This is a genomic window from Mycolicibacterium sediminis (assembly GCF_010731735.1).
Classification (GTDB): domain Bacteria; phylum Actinomycetota; class Actinomycetes; order Mycobacteriales; family Mycobacteriaceae; genus Mycobacterium; species Mycobacterium sediminis.
The window spans coordinates 918,285-937,380 of record NZ_AP022588.1 but is presented as its reverse complement, the minus strand read 5'-3'; the positions used below and the strand labels follow the sequence as shown (position 1 = coordinate 937,380).

At 70.7% G+C, this 19,096-nt stretch carries 18 protein-coding genes and 1 pseudogene; 9 read left to right on the top strand and 10 right to left on the bottom strand.

Annotation, left to right across the window (positions count from 1 at the left end; all coding sequences use genetic code 11):
* Positions 1 to 66: 66 nt before the first annotated feature.
* Together G6N64_RS04610 and G6N64_RS04605 are read left to right on the top strand one after the other, a co-directional pair.
* On the top strand, positions 67 to 783 hold the full coding sequence (locus G6N64_RS04610; protein ID WP_163795810.1) for a GAF and ANTAR domain-containing protein: 717 nt from the start codon (positions 67 to 69) through the stop codon (positions 781 to 783).
* Between the two features lie 7 nt (positions 784 to 790).
* On the top strand, positions 791 to 1,090 hold the full coding sequence (locus tag G6N64_RS04605) for a hypothetical protein (protein WP_163795809.1): 300 nt from the start codon (positions 791 to 793) through the stop codon (positions 1,088 to 1,090).
* A 5-nt stretch (positions 1,091 to 1,095) separates the two neighbouring features.
* Here G6N64_RS04605 and G6N64_RS04600 read toward each other — a convergent pair whose 3' ends face one another.
* Positions 1,096 to 1,746 (bottom strand): GAF and ANTAR domain-containing protein, encoded by a 651-nt coding sequence (locus tag G6N64_RS04600; RefSeq protein WP_163801439.1) that lies wholly within the window; start codon positions 1,744 to 1,746, stop codon positions 1,096 to 1,098.
* A 300-nt stretch (positions 1,747 to 2,046) separates the two neighbouring features.
* On the opposite strand from G6N64_RS04600, the gene G6N64_RS04595 reads away from it, so the two are divergent.
* From G6N64_RS04595 to G6N64_RS04585, 3 genes are read left to right on the top strand one after another with little or no spacing between them, the layout of a single operon-like run.
* Entirely contained in the window at positions 2,047 to 2,754 is a 708-nt protein-coding gene (locus G6N64_RS04595; RefSeq protein ID WP_163795808.1) for a hypothetical protein, read from the top strand.
* A complete protein-coding gene (locus G6N64_RS04590) occupies positions 2,751 to 3,995 on the top strand; it encodes an MFS transporter (RefSeq protein WP_163795807.1) in 1,245 nt (414 codons plus the stop codon). Before G6N64_RS04595 ends, G6N64_RS04590 begins: the two co-directional genes overlap by 4 nt.
* Positions 3,992 to 5,266, top strand: coding sequence for an ArsB/NhaD family transporter (locus tag G6N64_RS04585; RefSeq protein ID WP_264002171.1), 1,275 nt, complete (start codon positions 3,992 to 3,994; stop codon positions 5,264 to 5,266). Before G6N64_RS04590 ends, G6N64_RS04585 begins: the two co-directional genes overlap by 4 nt.
* Positions 5,267 to 5,284: 18 nt before the next feature.
* Here the strand turns inward: G6N64_RS04585 and G6N64_RS04580 are convergent, their stop codons facing one another.
* The 5 genes and pseudogenes from G6N64_RS04580 to G6N64_RS04565 all read right to left on the bottom strand — a co-directional run bounded on the left by G6N64_RS04580 (position 5,285) and on the right by G6N64_RS04565 (position 9,818).
* Entirely contained in the window at positions 5,285 to 6,082 is a 798-nt protein-coding gene (locus tag G6N64_RS04580) for an SDR family oxidoreductase (protein WP_163795806.1), read from the bottom strand.
* A gap of 29 nt (positions 6,083 to 6,111) precedes the next feature.
* Positions 6,112 to 6,819, bottom strand: a complete 708-nt coding sequence (locus G6N64_RS04575; protein WP_409370716.1) for a GAF and ANTAR domain-containing protein — start codon at positions 6,817 to 6,819, stop codon at positions 6,112 to 6,114.
* Between the two features lie 90 nt (positions 6,820 to 6,909).
* A pseudogene (locus G6N64_RS30680) lies at positions 6,910 to 7,161 on the bottom strand (DUF3349 domain-containing protein); the annotation flags it as partial.
* 204 nt (positions 7,162 to 7,365) lie between these two features.
* Positions 7,366 to 9,570 (bottom strand): MDR family MFS transporter, encoded by a 2,205-nt coding sequence (locus G6N64_RS04570; RefSeq protein ID WP_163801437.1) that lies wholly within the window; start codon positions 9,568 to 9,570, stop codon positions 7,366 to 7,368.
* Between the two features lie 62 nt (positions 9,571 to 9,632).
* Entirely contained in the window at positions 9,633 to 9,818 is a 186-nt protein-coding gene (locus tag G6N64_RS04565) for a hypothetical protein (protein ID WP_163795804.1), read from the bottom strand.
* Positions 9,819 to 10,005: 187 nt separating this feature from the next.
* Between G6N64_RS04565 and G6N64_RS04560 the strand changes: the two genes are divergently transcribed.
* Positions 10,006 to 11,421 carry a DHA2 family efflux MFS transporter permease subunit gene (locus G6N64_RS04560; RefSeq protein WP_163795803.1) on the top strand — a complete coding sequence of 472 codons (1,416 nt, stop codon included), beginning with the start codon at positions 10,006 to 10,008 and terminating at the stop codon, positions 11,419 to 11,421.
* 5 nt (positions 11,422 to 11,426) lie between these two features.
* On the opposite strand, the gene G6N64_RS04555 is transcribed toward G6N64_RS04560, so the two are convergent.
* The 3 genes from G6N64_RS04555 to G6N64_RS04545 all read right to left on the bottom strand — a co-directional run bounded on the left by G6N64_RS04555 (position 11,427) and on the right by G6N64_RS04545 (position 14,735).
* Complete coding sequence (locus tag G6N64_RS04555) at positions 11,427 to 11,900, bottom strand: hypothetical protein (protein ID WP_163795802.1); 474 nt, start codon at positions 11,898 to 11,900, stop codon at positions 11,427 to 11,429.
* 273 nt (positions 11,901 to 12,173) lie between these two features.
* Positions 12,174 to 14,153, bottom strand: a complete 1,980-nt coding sequence (gene malQ / locus G6N64_RS04550) for a 4-alpha-glucanotransferase (RefSeq protein ID WP_163795801.1) — start codon at positions 14,151 to 14,153, stop codon at positions 12,174 to 12,176.
* A 135-nt stretch (positions 14,154 to 14,288) separates the two neighbouring features.
* On the bottom strand, positions 14,289 to 14,735 hold the full coding sequence (locus tag G6N64_RS04545) for a hypothetical protein (RefSeq protein ID WP_163794976.1): 447 nt from the start codon (positions 14,733 to 14,735) through the stop codon (positions 14,289 to 14,291).
* 200 nt (positions 14,736 to 14,935) lie between these two features.
* Here G6N64_RS04545 and G6N64_RS04540 point away from each other — a divergent pair, with 200 nt between their 5' ends.
* The 3 genes from G6N64_RS04540 to G6N64_RS04530 all read left to right on the top strand — a co-directional run bounded on the left by G6N64_RS04540 (position 14,936) and on the right by G6N64_RS04530 (position 17,798).
* Positions 14,936 to 15,781 (top strand): lysophospholipid acyltransferase family protein, encoded by an 846-nt coding sequence (locus tag G6N64_RS04540; RefSeq protein ID WP_163795800.1) that lies wholly within the window; start codon positions 14,936 to 14,938, stop codon positions 15,779 to 15,781.
* 8 nt (positions 15,782 to 15,789) lie between these two features.
* Entirely contained in the window at positions 15,790 to 16,224 is a 435-nt protein-coding gene (locus G6N64_RS04535; RefSeq protein ID WP_163795799.1) for an SRPBCC family protein, read from the top strand.
* Between the two features lie 110 nt (positions 16,225 to 16,334).
* Complete coding sequence (locus G6N64_RS04530) at positions 16,335 to 17,798, top strand: protein kinase family protein (RefSeq protein WP_163795798.1); 1,464 nt, start codon at positions 16,335 to 16,337, stop codon at positions 17,796 to 17,798.
* On the opposite strand, the gene G6N64_RS04525 is transcribed toward G6N64_RS04530, so the two are convergent.
* Entirely contained in the window at positions 17,779 to 18,996 is a 1,218-nt protein-coding gene (locus G6N64_RS04525) for an MFS transporter (protein ID WP_197748321.1), read from the bottom strand. The genes G6N64_RS04530 and G6N64_RS04525 overlap by 20 nt on opposite strands.
* Between the last annotated feature and the right edge of the window lie 100 nt (positions 18,997 to 19,096).

The following is a 19,096-nucleotide window of genomic DNA, read 5'->3' as shown; positions in this document are numbered from 1 at the left end:
TCCGGTGGTAGTCGTCAGCGCGGTCCGTCGAGCCGGCGTGCCGCCGACGAAAAGGAGCGACGCCCAGTGACGCAACGTCCCGACCCCGCCGAGGAGCTGGTGGGGATGTTCGCACGGATGTCGGGGATGCTCCTGACCGAGACGACGGTGGCCACGGCGCTCTCGACCGTCACGGCGCTCGCCGCCGAAACCATCGCCGGCAGTGCGGGGTCCGGCATCAGCCTGCTGGATCGCGATGGCAGGCGCATCACGTCGGCCGCCACCGACGCGCTGGTCGAGCAACTCGACGACGCCCAGTACGAACTCGACGAGGGACCGTGCCTCACCGCGTGGCGGGAAGGCATCGTCGTGCGTTCGGACGGGTCGGGCGACGCGCGTCGCTGGCCCACGTGGATCGCACGCGCCCACGAGTTGGGCATGCGTTCGTTTCTCAGCGCTCCGCTCACCAACGGCGACGACCACCTCGGTGCCATCAAGGTCTACTCGACCACCGTGGAGGCCTACGACGATCACGCCGAGGAACTCCTCCGTCGCTTCGCCGCCCGGGCCTCCATCTTCGTCGGCAACGTCAAGACCTTGCAGGCGTCCGAGCGCCTCAGCGACCAGTTGAAGGAGACGCTGCGATCGCGCGACCAGATCGCCATGGCACGCGGAATCCTCATGGCGCGCAACGGGATCGGCGCTGCCGAGGCGTTCCGGGAGCTGACGGCGGAGTCGCACCGCAGCCGGAGGCTGGTTGGCGACGTCGCCGCGCGCATCGTCGCGTCGGTGGCGGACGCGTGAGCCGGTGATGGCCGACCACGACGAGCTGAACGAGCGGTTCCACCTCGCCCTGGAGGCGGCCGACATCACCGCCGACCAACTGTGGCTGCGGTACTTCAGTCTCGGTGGCGACGCCGACCGGTTCGCGCTCGACGCGTACCTCAACGGAGCCATCGCGCTGCCACCGGACCAGCACGACATGCTGGCGCACGCGATCAATGAGCGCCTCGACGAGATCGCTCCGCCGAGAGCACCCTACAGCGACGAATTCAGTTATGCCGACGGAGGATCGGAGTCCGGTCCGACCGACGCGGATGGTCGGTCCTAGGTCGGTCAGCGCCCCCGCGTATCGATCACGCGCTGCACGACGTCGACCAGTTTCGCGTTGCCCTCCTGGGACAGCTGACGGAGCATGTCGAACGCCTGGATGTCGTCGATGCCGAAGCGCTCCATGATGATGCCCTTGGCCTGTCCGATGCGGTCGCGGCTCATCAGGGCGGATTGCAGCTGCTCGCCCTGCTGGCTGGACAGGATCGCGGCCGCGGCGTGGGCGGCGAGCACGGTGCCGATCGTCTGCCGGTCCGCATCCCACTCCGTCGGCTGGAAACCGAAGAGGTTGAGCGCGCCGGCCGTCCGGTCCTTGGTGTAGAGCCTGAACGACAGCCCGCTGAAGACTCCGAATTCCTGGACGGCCGCCGAGTACGAGGGCCACCGCGTCTCCCGCCGGAAGTCGTCGGTGCGGACCACGACCTCGGCCAGGGCCGCATCCATGCACGGACCTTCCTGGAAGCGGTGCTGCAGTTCGTCGAGCCGATGCGGCAGGTCGGTGGTGCCCGCGTGCGACTCGAACTTCCCGCCCTTCCTGATGAGCAGGATCCCGGCGGCATCGGCGCCCGGAATCAGCTCCACCGCGGCCTTGGTCACCTCCGCGAAGATGTCCTCGGTCGTCCGCGGAACCGCGACGGAACGCGCCAACTCGGCCATCTTGTGCGCGAGGTCCTGCGGGCGTGGCTGGGACACGAGGGGGAGCTTGCCCGCTCGCGTCCCACGCAAACCTCGAGGTCGGACATCCCGCCCGGCCGAGGCGTCATCAGTTCGTCAGAACCCCCCTGACGTCCGTCGACGCATGCGGAAACGGGTGTTCGAGCGGCCGTCCGGCGAAGACGACCCCGCCATCCAGCAACCCCACAGCCAGCCGCCGTAGCGTCCCGCCGACGGCAGACACCCGCAGTGGTCGGCCCCCGGACCAGGAGGAAGACATTGGGCGCAGCCCAGAATCGGACCGTGGTACTCGACGTGGTGATGCGCCTGCCCCATGGCGTGCGCACCCGGTCCGTCGATTGCAGCAACGCGCTGGCCGCGCTCATCGACCGCCGCGGCGGGGACGCGTGCTTCCGCCTCGGCGAGGAGTTCCCGGGAGTGCCCGGCAGCGTCTGCGAACCGCACGTCTCGCTATTCATGCTGGCAGTCGACGAGGACGACGTCGAAGCGGTCCGAACGGCCCTCGGCGACGCGGCGCGGGAGGTGGCGTCCGTTCGGGCCGAGGCCACCGAGTACCGGTTCAACCACGAAGGGGCGCCGGAGGTCTTCTACGCGCGCACCGACGACTGGCGGCGGGTCCAACGCGCGGTGGTCGCCGCGGTCGAGCCGCTCCGCCGCGGCCGGCTCCGCGAACGCGGCCCCGGAGGCGAGAACCTGGCCGACCTGCTGGCTGCGGCCGATCCACGGGATCCGGCGCAGGTCCGACAGCTTCGGGAGTACGGGTACGACGCGGTCTCCGACGACCGGGACGACCGCTTCGATCCGCACGTCACCCTCACCTGGCCACGTGACGAGAGTGTCCGCGTCGACCTCTCGGGGCTGCCCGAACCGTCGGCGTTCGACGGGCACCTCGACGAGATCGGACTCTACGAGATGGGGCCGAACGGGACCTGCACGAAGTGCCGTGGCATCTGGGCACTCGCGGCCACGAGACCCGCCGACGCGGTATGACGTCGCCTCCCGCCGACGGTCCCGAACTCAAGCGCTCCCTCCGGGCGCTGAACGGCGTCAACTTCTTCATCGCCGACGTGCAGTCGGGCCTCGGTCCGTTCCTCGGGGTGTACCTGATTAACCAGCACGGCTGGAATCCCGCGAGCATCGGCGTGGTCCTCACCCTCGGCGGGGCGATCGGCCTCTTCCTCAACGCCCCCGCCGGCGCGCTGATCGACTCCTCGCGGCACAAGCGCGCACTGCTGGCGGGTGCCGCCGCGCTGACGTCGATCGGAACCCTCATCGTCACGCTGACGCCGACCATCGGGGTCGTCACCGCGGCGCAGTTGATCACCGGCGTCGGAGGCGTCGTGGTGGGACCGGTCATCGCGGCGATAGCACTGGGCCTCGTCGGCCCGCAGCGCTACGCCGAACAGACCGGCCGCATGACGGCGTTCAACCATGCGGGCAACGTCGTCGGGTCGACCATCGCCGGACTGGCGGGCTATCTGGTCAGCCTGCGCCTGGGCTTCTGGATCGCCAGCCTGTTCGGGATCTTCGTCGTCATCGCGACCCTCGCGATCAAGGCGTCCCTCATCGACGACGGGCTCGCACGCGGACTGCAGTCGACCACCGACGGCGGTGACGCACCGTCGGGCTTCCGGATGCTGCTGCGCAACCGCCCGCTGCTGATCCTGGCCGCGGTCGTGGGGCTGTGGCAGCTCGGCAACGGGGCGATGCTGCCCATCGCGGGCGAGCGACTGGCCGTCGGCGACTCCCACGCCGGGGCGCTCTACCAGGCGGCACTGATCGTGGTGGCCCAGCTGGTGATGATCCCGATGGCGCTGCTGACGGGCCGGTCCGAACGGTGGGGACGAAAACCCCTGCTGCTGATCGCCTTCGCGGTCCTGCCGGTGCGCGGTCTGCTGTTCGCCATCACCGCGAGCCCGGGCCTGGTCATCGCGATCCAAGCGCTCGACGGCGTCGCGGCGGGCCTGCAGGGGCCGCTGTTCGCCGTCATGGTGGCCGATCTGACCAGGGGCAGCGGCCGCTACAACGTGGCCCTCGGTGCCGCGACGATGGTGCAGGGCATCGGCGGCGCGCTCAGCCCCACCCTCGCCGGCGCCGTCTTCGCGGCGTCCGGCTATCAGGCCGCGATGCTGACCCTCACGGCCATCTCGGTCGTGGCGCTCGGCATCCTGTACTTCGGCGTCCCCGAGACACGGCGGTCCTCGGACGCCGAACCGGTCCCCGCGCGGTGACGGCTCCCTGGCCGGAAGTCGTGTCCCTGGCCCTGCTCGCGGCCGTCCTGATCTTCGCCATGGTGCAGCCTCGCGGTCTCCCCGAGGCCGCGCTGGCGGTGCCCGCCGCAGCCGTCGTGCTGCTCCTCGGGATCATCTCGCCGCACGACGCCGAACACCAGGTGCTGTTGCTGGCTCCCACCGTGGGGTTCCTCGCTGCGATCCTGGTGCTGGCGCGTCTCGCCGACGTGCTCGGCGTATTCCATTGGCTTGGAACGGTTCTGGGGAGATCGTCGCAGGACAGGCCTCACCGCCTGCTGACGCTGGTCTTCGTCGCGGCCTCGGTGACCACCGCCGTGCTCAGCCTCGACGCCACGGTGGTGCTGTTGACTCCGGTGGTCATCGGCTCGGCGCGACTGGCGGGGGTCCGGTCGGGCCCGCACGTCTACGCCTGCACGCACCTGTCCAACACGGCGTCGACGCTGCTGCCGGTGTCGAATCTGACCAACCTGCTGGCATTCTCGGCCTGCGGGCTGTCCTTCGCGTCGTTCGCCTCGGTGATGGCGCTGCCGTGGCTGGTCTCGATCCTCCTCGAGTACGCCGTGTTCCGGTGGTTCTTCCGTCGCGACCTGACGGTGTCGGAACCGTCCGTCGAGACGGGTGACACGGCCGCCGTGCCCGACGCTCCCGTGTTCGCCTTCGCCGTCCTCGGCGCCACCCTGCTCGGGTTCGGGGTGTCGGGATGGCTGAGCATCGAACCGGTGTGGATCGCCGTGGCCGGAGCGGCGGTGCTCGCCGTTCCGGCGTTGTCCGCCAAGCTGATCACGCCGGGGGCGATCGTCGCCTCCGCGTCGCCGCTGTTCTGCGTGTTCGTGCTCGCCCTCAGCATCGTGGTGGCCGCGGTGAGTTCGAACGGGCTCGGCGAGGCGATCGAGACCCTCGTCCCGTCGTCGACGTCGCTGTGGGGGCTGGTGGCCATGGCGGCTCTGGCCGCGGTACTGGCCAACGTCGTGAACAACCTGCCCGCGACGCTGATCCTGCTCGCAGCGCTCGGCACGACCGCTCCCCCCGGCCTGATCCTCGCCATGCTGGTGGGCGTCAACATCGGTCCCAACCTGACCTACGTCGGCTCGCTCGCGACACTGCTGTGGCGCAGGGTCCTCGACGCCGCGGGCCAGCCGCCGCGTCTGGCCCGCTTCACCGCGCTGGGTGCCGCGACGGTGCCGATCTGTCTGCTCGGGGCCGTCGGCGCGCTGTGGCTCGGCTTGCGAGTGGGGCTGGGCCAGAGCTGATCCGGGCCCAGCCGCCCGCTAGGAGCCGGCCAGTCGCTTGTTGACCAGCCGCGTCATCCACGCGGGGGAGAAGCGGGCACCCACGGCGAGGGCCTTGGCCTGCCGCCCGACCGGGAAGTGCACCTGGTGGACCAGCCGCCGCGGCCGGGACGGGTCGACGGCCTTGACGATGTCGTCGGCGATGTCCTGGGCGGTGAGCCGGATGCCGAGCGAGTCCGTCGTCCCCGTCTTGACGTCGGTCGTCATCGCGGTCTGCACGTACAGCGGCCACATCGCCACCACCCGGATGCCGTAGCGGGCCCATTCCAGGTCGAGCGCCTCGGTGACGGCGCGGACGAAGAACTTCGTCGCGCTGTAGTTGGCGAGTTCGGCCTGACCGTAGATCGCCGACGCCGAGGCCATGTTCACGACCGCGGAGTTGGGCGTCGACTTCAGGTAGGGGAATGCGGCGTGCAGGCCGTTGACGACGCCCTTGGTGTTGATGTCGATCTCCCGGTGATGCCTCGCGACCGGGATCTCCTCGAAGCGTCCGGCGATCAGGATGCCCGCGTTGTTGATCATGACGTCGAGCCGTCCGCCCGTGGTCGCCACGAACGCGGCGACCGAGGAGGCCATCTCGTCGGCGTCGGTGACGTCGAGCTTTCCCGTCACGATCGTGGCGCCGAGCGCCTCGACCTCGTCGGTCAGGGACTTCAAGCCCACCTCGTCGAGGTCGTAGGCCCCGATGACGTAGCCGCGCTTGGCGAAGGACAGTGCGGTGGCGCGGCCGATCCCGGCGGCTGCGCCGGTGATGAAGACCGATTTTCCGTGAGTCATGAACCCATCTTGTCGCACGTCCGCGACGGTCAGTCGGCCACGCTCTCGGAGGCGCCCGGAGTGCGGGTGTCGACGACCCGCTGGGCGAGTTCGGCGAGGGGGAGGCGCGCCTCCTGTGAGAGCCGCCGCAGGATCTCGAACGCGCGGACGTCGTCCACCCCGTAGCGCTCCATCAGGATGCCCTTGGCCTGCCCGATGCGGTCGCGCAGGCTCAGCGTCGAATGCACCGTCGCACCCCACCGGCTTGCGGTGATGGCGGCCGCCGCATGCGCGGCGAGGATCTCCCCGATCGTCTCGGCCTCCTCGTCCCAGACGTCGGGTTCGTGGCCGAAGACGTTCATCGTCGCCGCGATCCGTCCCTCGCCGTACAGTCTGTACGACAGGCAGCTGCGCATCCCGAGTTCCGCTGCGGCAGGAGCATATTCGCGCCAGCGCGTCTCGGTGCGGAAGTCGTCCGCGCGCACCGTGGTGGCCGTGAAGGCGGCGTCGGCGCACGGCCCCTCTCCGAACCTGCGCTGCAGTTCGTCGAGCCGGACCGACAGGTCGGACGTCGCACCGACCGAGACGACGTGATCGTCGCGGATCAGCATGACGTCCGCGTGGCTCGCGCCGTCGATCAGTTCGACGGCCGACGCGCAGACGTCGGCGAACACGTCCTCGATGGGCTCCCGCGCGGGAGCGGCCTCGGCCAGGTGCGCCAGCCTGTTCACCAGCCGGGGTCCGGTCAGGTCGTCGATCGTCATGGTCGAGTCGTCTCCCTTCGCGACGGGGCGGGGTGTCGTGGTCGCGGCGATGCACCGGTTCGAGCCGTCGAGGACGAGCCACCCGTCGTCGGCGAGACGCCTGCTGACGCGGTCGCAGTCGTCGCTCGACGCGGCGTCTCGAATCAGCGTGGTGATGGCGGCACGGACGTCGGCCTGCGTCACCGGCGGGCCGGCCTTGGTCAGCACGCTCGTCAGGAACCGGACGTCGTCGTCGCACAGACGACGGGGACACAGGGCGAACAGCGAGACGTGACCGGTGCGCGGCGCGACGTCGGGGTAGCCGGCACGGACGAAGCCGACGAGCCGCGACAACACCGAGGTACTCGACACGATGACGGGCTGTTCCCGAGAAGCGGGTGGTCAAACAACGTCGCGTCCCTCCCGGATCCGCATCGCCTGCGGGGCAATCCGATGATGCTGTCGGTCCCGGGGTAGGCCTCGGCTCGACGGCGCCGAGTGTGAATCCGACGACGTTCCCGGGCCAGGAACGTCGTCACGTTCACACTCGAGGCCTGCCTGCTATCGCCGCGGTGGGCGCGGCCCGGGACGCGACGGCGGGGGCAGCGTCGCACGGGGGCGGAACGGGCGGGTGGGCGGTTCGGCCTGGGCCACCGGCGCCTGGGCACGCAGCCGTGTCGTGCTCGGTTCGGTGACCGGAGGAGGCGGTGCGCCGAGCTTCATCGGCCGGGTCTCGTTGTTGGTGGTGCTCTGCTCGAGGAGCACGCCGCGGGCGATCCGGTCGAGGGCACCCTGAACCTGCATCCGGTCCGGCCGACCGTTGAACTCGTCGGACTGGGCGAGCGTTTCGGTGATCCAGCTGGAGATGACGTCGCGGGCGGTGTTGACCTCGCCGGCGCCGGCCGGGGTGAGGGTGAACAGGTTGCCGAGCCGGGTCGCGTAGCCGGTGGACACCAGGCGGTCGAAGGTCGGCTCGAGGATCTGGCGCGGAACGCGTCGTTCCTCGGCGATGGCCAGGAGGTTCGCGTTGCCCGCCACCGCGCCGTGGCGGTAGACCTGGATGAGCGCCCACAGTCGTGCCGTGTCCAAGCGGCTGCGCGACGAGTGCGACACCGATTCCAGATCGATGCCGTTGGTGCGCTGCAGCAGCCGGCCGATGGAGACCTCGAGCAGCTTCTCGGGCGACTCGGTGGTGGGCATGCCGAAGCCCTCACCCAGATCCATGCTGCCGCTCGCCGCGGCGTCGCGCAGGGGCACCTGCTTCAGGAACAGGGCGAGGACGAAGCCGACGACGGCGATCGGCGCCGCGAACAGGAACACCTGGCTCAGCGAATCGGCGTACGCGCCCACGATCGGTGCGGCGATCTGCTCGGGCAGGCGGTGCAGCGCCTGCGGCGACGTCGCCGCCTCCGGTGGCGCCCCGCTGCCGGCCATCGCCGCGGGCAACCGGTCCTCGAGGAAGTTCGAGAACAGCGAGCCGAAGATCGCGGCGCCGAACGAACTGCCGATGGTCCGGAAGAACGTGACGCCGGACGTCGCGACGCCGAGGTCGGTGAAGTCGACGGTGTTCTGCACCACCAGGATCAGCACCTGCATGCTCAACCCGATGCCCGCGCCCAGGACCAGCAGGTAGAGCGACTGCACCAGCAGCGACGTCCCGGGCCCCATAGTCGACAGCAGGACGAACCCCACCGCCATGATCGCCGTGCCCGCGACGGGGAAGATCTTGTACCGCCCGGTGCGGCCGACGATCACGCCGCTGCCCAGCGAGGTGACGAGCAGGCCGAGGACCATCGGCAGCGTGCGCAGCCCCGAGGCGGTCGCGGAGACGCCGTCGACGAACTGCATGTAGGTCGGCAGGAAGGTCAGCGCGCCCAGCATTGCGAAGCCGACGACGAACGACAGGACGCAGCACACCGTGAAGACGGGGTTGCCGAACAGTCGCATCGGCAGGATGGGTTCGGTGGCGCGGCGTTCTGCGACGACGAACGCGACCAGCGCGGCCGTGGAGCCGACGAACAGCGCGATGATGGTCGCCGACCCCCACGCATAGGTGGTGCCGCCCCAGCTGGTGGCCAGCGTGAGGCCCGCAGCCCCGAGTCCGATCAGGACGATGCCCGCGTAGTCGAGGACGGGCCGGGCGGTGCTGGCGAGCTTGGGCATCGCGGCGCCGACGATCGCGAGCACGATCAGACCGATGGGCACGTTGATCCAGAACGCCCAGCGCCAGGTCAGGTGGTCGGTGAACAGTCCGCCGAGCAGCGGTCCGATGACGGTGGTGACGCCGAACACCGCGCCCAGGGCGCCCTGGTAGCGCCCGCGTTCGCGCAGCGGGATGACCTCACCGATCACCGCGACCGCGGTGACCGTGATCGCGCCGCCGCCGAGACCCTGCAGCGCGCGAGCCGCCACCAGCACGCCCATCGACCCGGCGAGGGCGCACAGCACCGAGCCGCCGAGGAACAGCACGATCGCGACCTGGAAGATGCGCTTGCGGCCGAAGATGTCGCCGAGCTTGCCCACCACCGCCGTCACGATCGTCGACGCGAGGAGGTAGCTAGTGACCACCCACGCCTGGTGGCCGGCACCGCCGAGGTCGGCGACGACCGTGGGGAGCGCGGTGGCGACGATCGTCTGGTCGAGTGCGGCCAGCAGCATGGCCAGCACGACCGCCAGGAAGATGAAGTTGCGCTGCCGTATGTCGAGCGAATCGGGCACCGACGCCGGATCCGCCGGCTCGGCCGCTGCTCGAGGTGGACCCGTCATCGACACCGCGAGGGCTTACCCACGCGAACCCGCTCTGACACGGGGACGTCGCATTCGTCACCTCATCGTGTCGAGTCCGTGGTGGTCGGGCTGAGCGTTTCGCGGCCCATGAACGGCGAACTCCGGCCCGCCAGCGCGACGACGTCGACGAGCCGGCGCATCGTCTCGGATCGGTCGGCTGCGCGGTAGAGCCACGAGGCGAGCATGCCGAGGAGTGCGACGGCGAGGACTCCAATGAAAAGTGCCATGACTCCAGCGTCCCGCCGGGCGGCCCCGGTCACCACGTGCGGGACGGACAGGCGTGCACGAGATGCCGCCAGCCGACAGAACCCTAGATGTGCTAAACATTCAAGACTGCTCTACCCTGGGAGGTCTGACGGGCCAATTCCGTTCTCACACCGCATGACTGGGGGTGCCGACGAGCGAGGAGCGACGATGACGCAGCGACGTGCCGTGTCTCCTGACACCGTGGTGATCGCCCTGCTGGTGGGGTCTGCGTTCGTCATGATCCTGAACGAGACGATCATGAGCGTCGCGCTGCCCGCCCTGATCGTCGACCTTGACGTCACGGCCGCGACGGCACAGTGGTTGACCAGCGGTTTCCTGCTGACGATGGCCGTGGTCATCCCGATGACGGGAGCGCTGCTGCAACGCTTCCCGGCGCGCGGGGTCTACCTCGGATCGATGGCGACGTTCTGCCTGGGGACGCTGCTCGCCGCCCTCGCCCCCGGTTTCCCGGTGCTGCTCGCGGCGCGTGTGGTGCAGGCCTGTGGAACGGCCGTGATGGTGCCGCTGCTGATGACGACGATCATGACCCTCGTCCCCGTGGAGAAGCGCGGACAGACGATGGGCACGATCTCGATCGTCATCGCCGTCGCGCCTGCCGTGGGGCCCACGCTGTCGGGTCTGATCCTCGGCTCGCTCGGGTGGCGGTGGATGTTCTGGATCGTGCTCCCGATCGCCCTCGCCGCGCTCGCGGCCGGAGCTCGGTGGCTGCGCATCACCCTCGAGCAGCGCCGGACGACGCCCGTCGACGTGGTGTCCGTGCCGCTGTCGGCTCTGGCGTTCGCCGGTCTGGTCTTCGGCCTGTCGCTGTTCGGTCAGTCCGCGACGGGGCATCCGGGCATCCCCGCCTGGGTGCCGATCTCCGTCGGCGCCGTCGCGATGGTGCTGTTCGTGCTGCGCCAGATCCGGCTGCAGCGCGACGACGGCGCCCTGCTGGATCTCCGACCGTTCACCTACGGCAGGTTCACCGTGTCGCTGACGCTCGTCGTCCTCGGGTTCATGGCGCTGTTCGGGGCGATCATCATGCTGCCCCTGTACGTGCAGGACGTGCTCGGGCGCAGCGCGTTGATCGCGGGCCTCATCGGCCTGCCGGGAGGCCTGCTCATGGGAGTGGCGGGCCCGTTCGTCGGACGCGCGTACGACCGCCACGGCGCCCGAACCCTCGTCATCCCCGGGTCGCTGCTGCTGTGCGCGGCCCTGTGGGGTTTCGCGACGCTGGCCGCTGACTCGCCCATCTGGGAGGTCATCGGTCTGCAGACCGTGATGATGGTCGGCCTGTCGATGATGTTCACGCCGCTGATGACCGACGCCCTCGGCGCGCTGCCCGAGTCGCTGTACTCGCACGGCAGCGCGATCCTGACGACGTTGCAGCAGGTGGCGGGGGCAGCGGGCACCGCGTTGTTCATCATGGTGATGACGACGAACTCGCGCTCGGGTGGAGCACCGGACCTACCCGGCGTGCGGGCGGCCTTCACGGTCGCCGCGGTGGTGGCGGTCGTGGCCGTCGGTGCGGCGTTCTTCACCGGCAGGCGGCCGGCGCCTGCCGACGTGGCACCGGTGCACTGAGCGGGTCAGTACGAGACGGCGGTGCGCGGGTGAGCGCAGCTGACCAGGGCGGGCTGCGAGGTCTTCTTCGGGGCGCGCCGCTTCTGCGGGCGGGTCGCGCGGGCGATGCGGCGCTCGAGGGTCCGCTCGTCGCGCTTGGTCAGTGATTGGTTCTTGCGGGCCAGGAGGTCGAGCTGCTCCCAGCTCAGGCCGTCGAGGTCGCCGTCCGCGTCGTGCGTGGCGACGACGACCGCTCCGTGGAGCAGCGGCACGGTGCCCGCGGTGAACGGCGTCGTGGCGAGCAGCAGTTCGGTGGCGCTCTGGTTGACGCGTCGCTGGCAGCCCGGGGTGACGGGGCTGAACCAGAAGTCGAACTGCCGGTCAGCGCTGGTCAGGCACTCAAGACCCTGATCGGTGACGAGCTGGTCGATGTCCGCCTTGGTGAAGGCGTGGGTCTCATAGATGGCGCCGTTGGCGCTGCAGTAAAGAACGGTGTTCATGTCGATGGTCCATTCACTTCTTTCTCGGAGGGCGTTCGACCGGGCCTCGGGCCGGGCTGTTACTAGAGTTACCCATGTGATATTTGGGACAAACTTTGATAACGGGATTGGAACGAAAAAATTCCCGGGCACGCGCGAATTGGGCGTGGGTGTCGTGCCGCGGGCGCGCTGACGACCGCCGGGAATGGGGCGCGCGGCGGCGCCGAGCGTGCGGTGGTGGCGGTGAATCGGCCGCTGCGCCGCCGTACTCGCACGTACGGCGGCGGCCGGGAGCTAGTCGGTCGCCCGGAAGGCGGCCGTGATCTCGGCGACGCGCGGGTCGGCGCGCAACTGCTCGAGGGTCATCGGCAGGGGGAGCCGCCAGTTCGGATATTCGTCGACGGTGCCGGGCAGATTGGGCTGACGAGGTTCGGCGATGACGTCGTAAGGCGAGATCAGCTTCAGCTGGCTGGGACTCGACGCGAGGAATCGGTGCATGGCCGCGATGACGGCGGCCTCGTCGGCATCGTCGTCGGCGAGCATGCCCTCCGACCGCAGCAGCGCCAGCCACTCGTCGCGCTCCCGGGCGGCATTGGCCTCCTCGCCGGGGACGTCGTCGAGCAGGCCGAGGTCGGCGCGGGCCCGTACGTGCTCACCGCGCAGGAAGCCCGCGGCAGTCGGCAGGTCGTGCGTGGACAGGCTGGCGACGGCCCGCGACGGCCACTTCCCGGAGGCGAGCAGCGGCTCGTCGGGATCGGACTGGTCGCGGGTGAACCAGGACACCGCGCAGCCCAGCATCCCGTTGTCCGCCAGCGCCTCGGTGACCTCCGGTTCCACCGTGCCGAGGTCCTCGCCCACGACCGTGGCGCCCGCGCGGTGCGCCTCGAGGGCCAGCACCGCGAGCATCACCTCGGCGTCGTAGTAGACGTAGGTGCCGCGGTCGGGCCCGTCGCCCGGCGGGATCCACCACAGCCGCCACAATCCCGCGACGTGGTCGATGCGCAGTCCGTCCGCGTGCGCGAGCACGGCGCGCAGCATGTCCCGGAGTGCGGCGTACCCGGTCGCGGCCAACCGATCGGGTCGCCATGGGGGCAGCCCCCAGTCCTGCCCGCGCGGGGTGAAGTTGTCGGGCGGCGCCCCGATGCTCACACCGGTGGCCAGCACGTCGGCCAGCGCCCACGAGTCGGCCCCGTCCGCGTCGACCCCGACCGCGAGATCGTGCAGGACGCCGAGTGACATCCCCGCCCGGTGTGCAGCCTCCCGCACGCCCACCAGCTGCCGGGCGCACTGCTCCTGCACCCATGCGTGGAACGCCACCCGCGGCGCGAGTTCCGAGCGGGCCGCCGCCACCGCCGGTCCGGCGACGTCGCGCAGCTCCTCCGGCCAGGTGGACCAGCGGCCACCGTGCCGCTCGGCCAGCGCGCAGTAGGTGGCCCAGTCCCGCAGCCCGTCGGACGCGTCACCCAGTGGGTCCGGGCGTCCCTCGGAGCGCCAAAGCAGTTCCAGCGCATCGCGTTTGGCGGCCCAAACGAGGTCGTGGTCGATGCGCTCCGTGGTCGCCGACACCCGCAGCGCGTCCACCTCGGCACGGATGTCCGCGTCGGCGCGACCGTAGGCGTCGACGTCCTCGATGCGCAGCGCCAGCGGATTGGCGAACCGTCGGCTGGACGGCGTGTACGGCGACGGCTGCACCGGATGCGTCGGGCCCGGAGCGTGCAGCGGGTTCAGCAGGACCGCGCCGGCACCGTGGGCGTCGGCGGTCCAGTCGACGAACTCCCGGAGGTCGCCGAGGTCGCCGATGCCCCACGACCGCTCCGACCGCAGCGCGTACAACTGCAACATCCAGCCCCACGTCGCCGGAGCTGACGGCACCTGCGGCGGAGCCGCCACCACTGTCGACGTGCTGCCGTCCTCGGTGTGCAACCGGTACCAGCCGGGCTCCAGGTCGCCGGGCAGTTCTCCCGCCACGTCGACCCGCGAGCCGTCCTCGGACTCCAGCGAGACGCCGCCGGGGACCGGTCGGGGCCGACCGTCCAGGCGGACCGCGATGGTCGGCGGGAGCACCCCCGCCCGGTCCAGTTCCTCGAGACGGGCCAGTTCGCGGCGACGGTCGTCCTCGGTGCCGGCCGCCACGTCCATCAACCCCAGCACGCGGATCACCACGTCGGCGTCCACCTCGACTGGTTCACGGCGCTCGTTGTTGTACGAGGTGGCCACGCCGTGCGCAGCGGCCAACCGGCGCAGATCCTCGGGTACCGGGGTCGGGTTCGTCACCGCCGCGCCATACCCGCGGGGGCCGACCTTGAACCATGCCGAGAACGCCGCGGCGGCTCCGTCGACACCAGGCCCACAACGCACACGACGCGCCCCGTCCGGATGGACGGAGCGCGTCGCGTGGATCGCTAGGGACTATCCGGCACCGACGCACACGCCGCCGACGCATGCTCCTGCACCGCCGGGACCTGCGCCCGCGCCTGCTCCGGGCACGCCCGCGGTGGCTCCACCGGGGCCTGCGCCCGCACCCGCGCCGGGAACGTTGGCGGATGCGCCGCCGGGGCCTGCGCCCGCACCCGCACCGGGAACCTCGGCGGATGCCCCACCGGGTCCTGCACCTGCGCCTGCGCCGGGAACCTGAGCGGTCGCGCCGCCCTCACCTGCGCCTGCGCCGGGAGCACCACCTGCGCCGGGCTGGCCACTGGGTGCGCCACCCGCACCGGGCCCGGGGGCGGTCGTGGTCATCGCGGGCGACGACGTCGTGGGGGCCATCGTCGTCTCACTCGTGGAACTCGTGGAGGACGTACTCGACTCCTCGGAGCCACTGTCCGATCCGCCGCACGCCACGGTCATGGTGCTCACGGCGAACGCGGCGGCAATCGCAGCGGTGACGGAAAGTCGACGGGAAATCCGGGTCTGTGTCATGTTCAGCGCTCGTCTTCTGTGCGTAGTTTCCGTGCAAGGGGGGTGTCCCCCGAACGGAGTTACCCACGCCGCGCCGGTTCTATGCCTCGTAAGCCGACGAGGTTTGCCGAAGCGCGGAGTGGTCAATATCACCGCGCATGGCAGCCTTCGGTGACGTGCTCGAGTGGACGAAGCACCAGGTCACGTCACGGGTACCGAAGGCCGACCTGGACCAACGCGACGCCGACTACATCCGCGAGCAGCTGCCGGGGCTGTGGCTGCTGGCTTCCCTGTACTTCCGCGCCGACGTCAAGGGTCTGGACCGCATCCCGAAGGACGGCCCGGTCCTGCTGGTGGGCAACCACAGTGGTGGCAACCTCCCGCCCGACACCTTCGTCTTCACGCTGGCCTTCTGCTCGTACTTCGGCGTGGAGCGGCCGTTCTACCAGCTCGCGCACAACCTGGTCGTGTCGATGCCCGGCCTCGGCTCGCTGCGCAAGTTCGGCACCGTCGCCGCGAACCACGACAACGCCGTGCTGGCGCTGAAGTCGAACGGCGCGCTGCTGGTCTACCCGGGTGGCGACTACGAGGTGTTCCGGCCGTCGTGGAAGCGGCACGAGGTCGACTTCGGCGGCCGCAAGGGCTACGTGAAGCTGGCCCGCGAGGCGGGCGTCCCCATCGTCCCGATCGCGAGCGTCGGCGGCCAGGAGGCGGCGCTGTTCCTCGACCGTGGGCAGTGGCTGGCCAAGCTCCTCCGGGTCGACAAGATGGCGCGGCTCAAGAGCGTGCCGATCCTGCTGGCCCCGCCGTGGGGGCTCGCGGTCAGCGACATGGTGCCCCGGCTGCCGCTGCCGACGAAGATCTCGATCGAGGTGCAGGAACCGATCGCGGTCGACGACGTGCAGGCCGGCGACGACGACGCGATCAACGACCGCGTGCTCGCCAGCCTGCAATCCGCCGTGGACCGGATGGCAGCGCGTCGACGATTCCCGATACTCGGTTAGGGGTCACGATGAGGCTCGACCGGCGCGTGATCGTCGACGTCCCCCCGCACGCGGTGTGGAAGCACGTCAGCGACTCCCACTGCTACCCCGAGTTCATGGCGCGACTCGAGCGCTGGGAGACGGTGACGGACGGGCCGATGGGCGTCGGTTCCCGCTTCACCGTGCACTGGCTCGTCGGTTCCGTGCCGATCGGCGGGGTCATCGAGGTCACCGAGTTCGACGAGGCCCGCGATCTCGCCTGGATCGGAATCACCGGCGTGACCCTGCGCGGCAGATTCCGGCTTCGCGACCACGACGACGGCCGGACGAAGGTGACGTTCCGGCTCGCCTACGAGGCGCCCGGCGGGGTGCTCGGGCTGCTCGCCGACTGGGTCGCCGCACGGCAGGTCGGACGCATCATGGACCAGACCCTCAAGCAGCTCAAGGTCCTCGTCGAATCCTGACCGCTCATCGGCGGGGTATCGTTTGATCGCGTGAGAATCGGCTACTGCCAGCCTGTTTCACCGGGTGTCGGCACATGCCGCTCCGCCGACTGCGATGCCGAGGGGCGCCGATGACGACCACCGATCCCGAGCCGCGCGAGACCACCGTGGCGGGTCGTTACCGCTTGGTCGCGCCGCACGGGACCGCGCCGCACCTCCAGTTCTGGCAGGGCGTCGACACCCGGTCGGGTCAGCCGGTCGCCGTCACGCTGATCGACCCCGACGGCGGCCTGCCCGCGGACCTCGTGGACGCGATCCTCGCCCGCAGCTCCCGGCTCCGCGGTCTCGACGTGGTCGGCATCGCGCGGATCGTCGACGTCGTGCGCACCGGCGCCGTCGGCGCGGTGGTGTGCGAGTGGGTCCGCGGCGGGTCGCTGCGCGAGGTGGTGGACACCTCCCCGGCGCCGATCGCGGCGGCCGCGGCGATCGAGTCGCTGATCGTGGCCGCCGACTGCGCGCATTCGGCCGGGTTCGTGCTCGGCGTCGACCACCCCGACCGCATCCGCGTCAGCACCGATGGTGACGTCGTGCTGGCCTTCCCGGCGCCGATGCCGGACACGACGCCGGAGGACGACCTCCACGGCATCGGCAGCACCCTGTACGCGCTGCTGGTCGACCGCTGGGCACCGCACGACCCGATGCCCGACGGGTGGCGAGCGGCAGACCTCATTTCTGCCGGGTGGCCGGTCGAGCCCGCCGAGGTGGACAAGCGCATCCCGTTCCTGATCTCGAGTGCCACCGCCGGGCTCCTGCGCGCGGACGGTGGCATCGGTTCGGCGGGCACCGTGCTCGGTCTGCTGCGCCAGGCGCGCGCCGTGACGGACGTCGAGCCGCCGGTCGCGGTGCCGGCCCCGCCGGTTCCGCCCATCGCCGGCCCCGCCCCTCGACCGCGGGACCCGCGTCTCCGGATGGCGGTGATCGGCGCCGTGGCGGCGGCACTCGTCGCGATCGTGGCCGTGCCGAGCGTGGCCCTGGTGCGGACGTTCGGTGACGGCGGCTCCGTGGGCCTGGACGCCGCCCGGCTCGGCCTGGCCCCGACGGATGCCCCGTCGGAACCGGCGGTCACACGTCAGGCCGCGGCGGCGCCGGTCCGGCCGGCGGCGGCGACGGTCTTCTCACCCGACGGGTCTCCCGACAACCCCGGCTCGGCGGGCCTGGCCGTCGACGGCGACCGCAGCACGTCATGGAGCACCGACCGCTACTACGACGATTCGCCCTTCCCCGGCTTCAAGCAGGGCGTGGGTCTGCTGCTGACGATGCCGCGCCCGGCGACCCTGAGCGCGGTCACGCTCGACGTCGCGAGCAGTGGGACGGCGGTGGAGATCCGCACCTCGGGCGCGGACCCGACGGCGCTGTCGGACACGACGCGGTTGACCGGTCCGGTGACGCTTCGACCGGGGCCCAACCGGATCCCGGTCACGTCGACGGCCCCGACCTCCCGGGTGCTGGTGTGGATCACGACCCTCGGCAGCACCGACGGGGCCAGTCGCGCCGCGATCAAAGAGGTCGAGACCTTCACGACCGCGCCTGCCTGACCGGCCGGCGGGGGAACGCGGTGCGGCGTGCGGCCAGCGCCACGCAGAAGGCGACGAGGGCGAGCACGATCATGACGGCGGGCAGTCCGAGTCCGTGGTCGACGGTGATAAGCACCGCACCTGCGACTCCGCCACCGAAGATGGCGACGTTGAACGCGACGCCGACGAGTGAGTTGGCGACGTCGGCGTTCTCGCCGCTCGACTCGGCCATCGCCGTCTGCAACTGGGTGGCCGCCCCACCGAACGCCACGCCCCACAGCACGATCGCGACGACGACGGCCGCGAGGGAGTCGTGCGCCACGGCGAAGACGACACCGGCCGCGACGAAGGCCGCGACGCTGCTCAGGACGAGCAGCCGCAGGGCCCGGTCGATCAGCAGCCCGGTGACCCACACGCCGACGACCGCTGCGAGACCGAAGACGACCAGGGCGACCTGCGTGCTGAGGCCGACGTCGGCGAACCGCAGGTAGTAGGCGATGTAGGTGTAGAAGGTGTTGTGCGCCAGCATCCAGGCGAAGATGACCACCAGGATGAGCGCCACCCCGGGCAGAGCGAACACCTTGATCACCGGCATCCGCGACGCGGCGCGCTGACCGGGCGCGTCCGGCACGACGAGCACCGTCAGCACGATGGTCGCGAGCGCCAGCACCGACAGCGTGGCGAACGAGTACCGCCAGCCCCAGGTCGATCCGATCCACGAGCCGAGCGGGGTGCCGAACGCCAGACCGGCGGGGACGCCGATCGACGCGATGGCCAGCGCACGTCCGGCGAGGTCGGGTGGGCTGATCCGCCGGGCGTAGCCCGCGAGGATGCCCCACAGCAGACCGGAGCACGCGCCGGCGAACAGTCGCACGCCGAGCGACACCGCGATGTCGGGGGACACCGCGGTGACCACGTTCGCGACGAGGATGCCGAGCATGCCGACGACGGCGAGCGGTTTGCGCCGCAGTCCCCGGGTCGCGGCGGTGGCCGGGATGGCCGCGAGCACGGTGCCCAGCGCGTACGCGCTCACCAGCTGTCCCGCCGTCGCCTCGCCGACGTCCATGCCGTCGGCGATCTGAGGCAGCAACCCGGCGGGCATGGTCTCCGAGGCGATCAGGACGAAGCCCATCAGCGCCATGATCAGCAGGGCGGCGGTGGGCAACCCGTCGCGGTCCGCGATGGGCGCATCGGTTGTGGTCTCGTGTAAGTCAGTCACTGGTCCTCGAGAATTCGTCGTGCGGAGTCGTCGTCGATCCCAGTGAACTCGACTCGGTCGTGGGGTGGGAGTGCCCACTCGTGCACGTACCGGCAGTGCA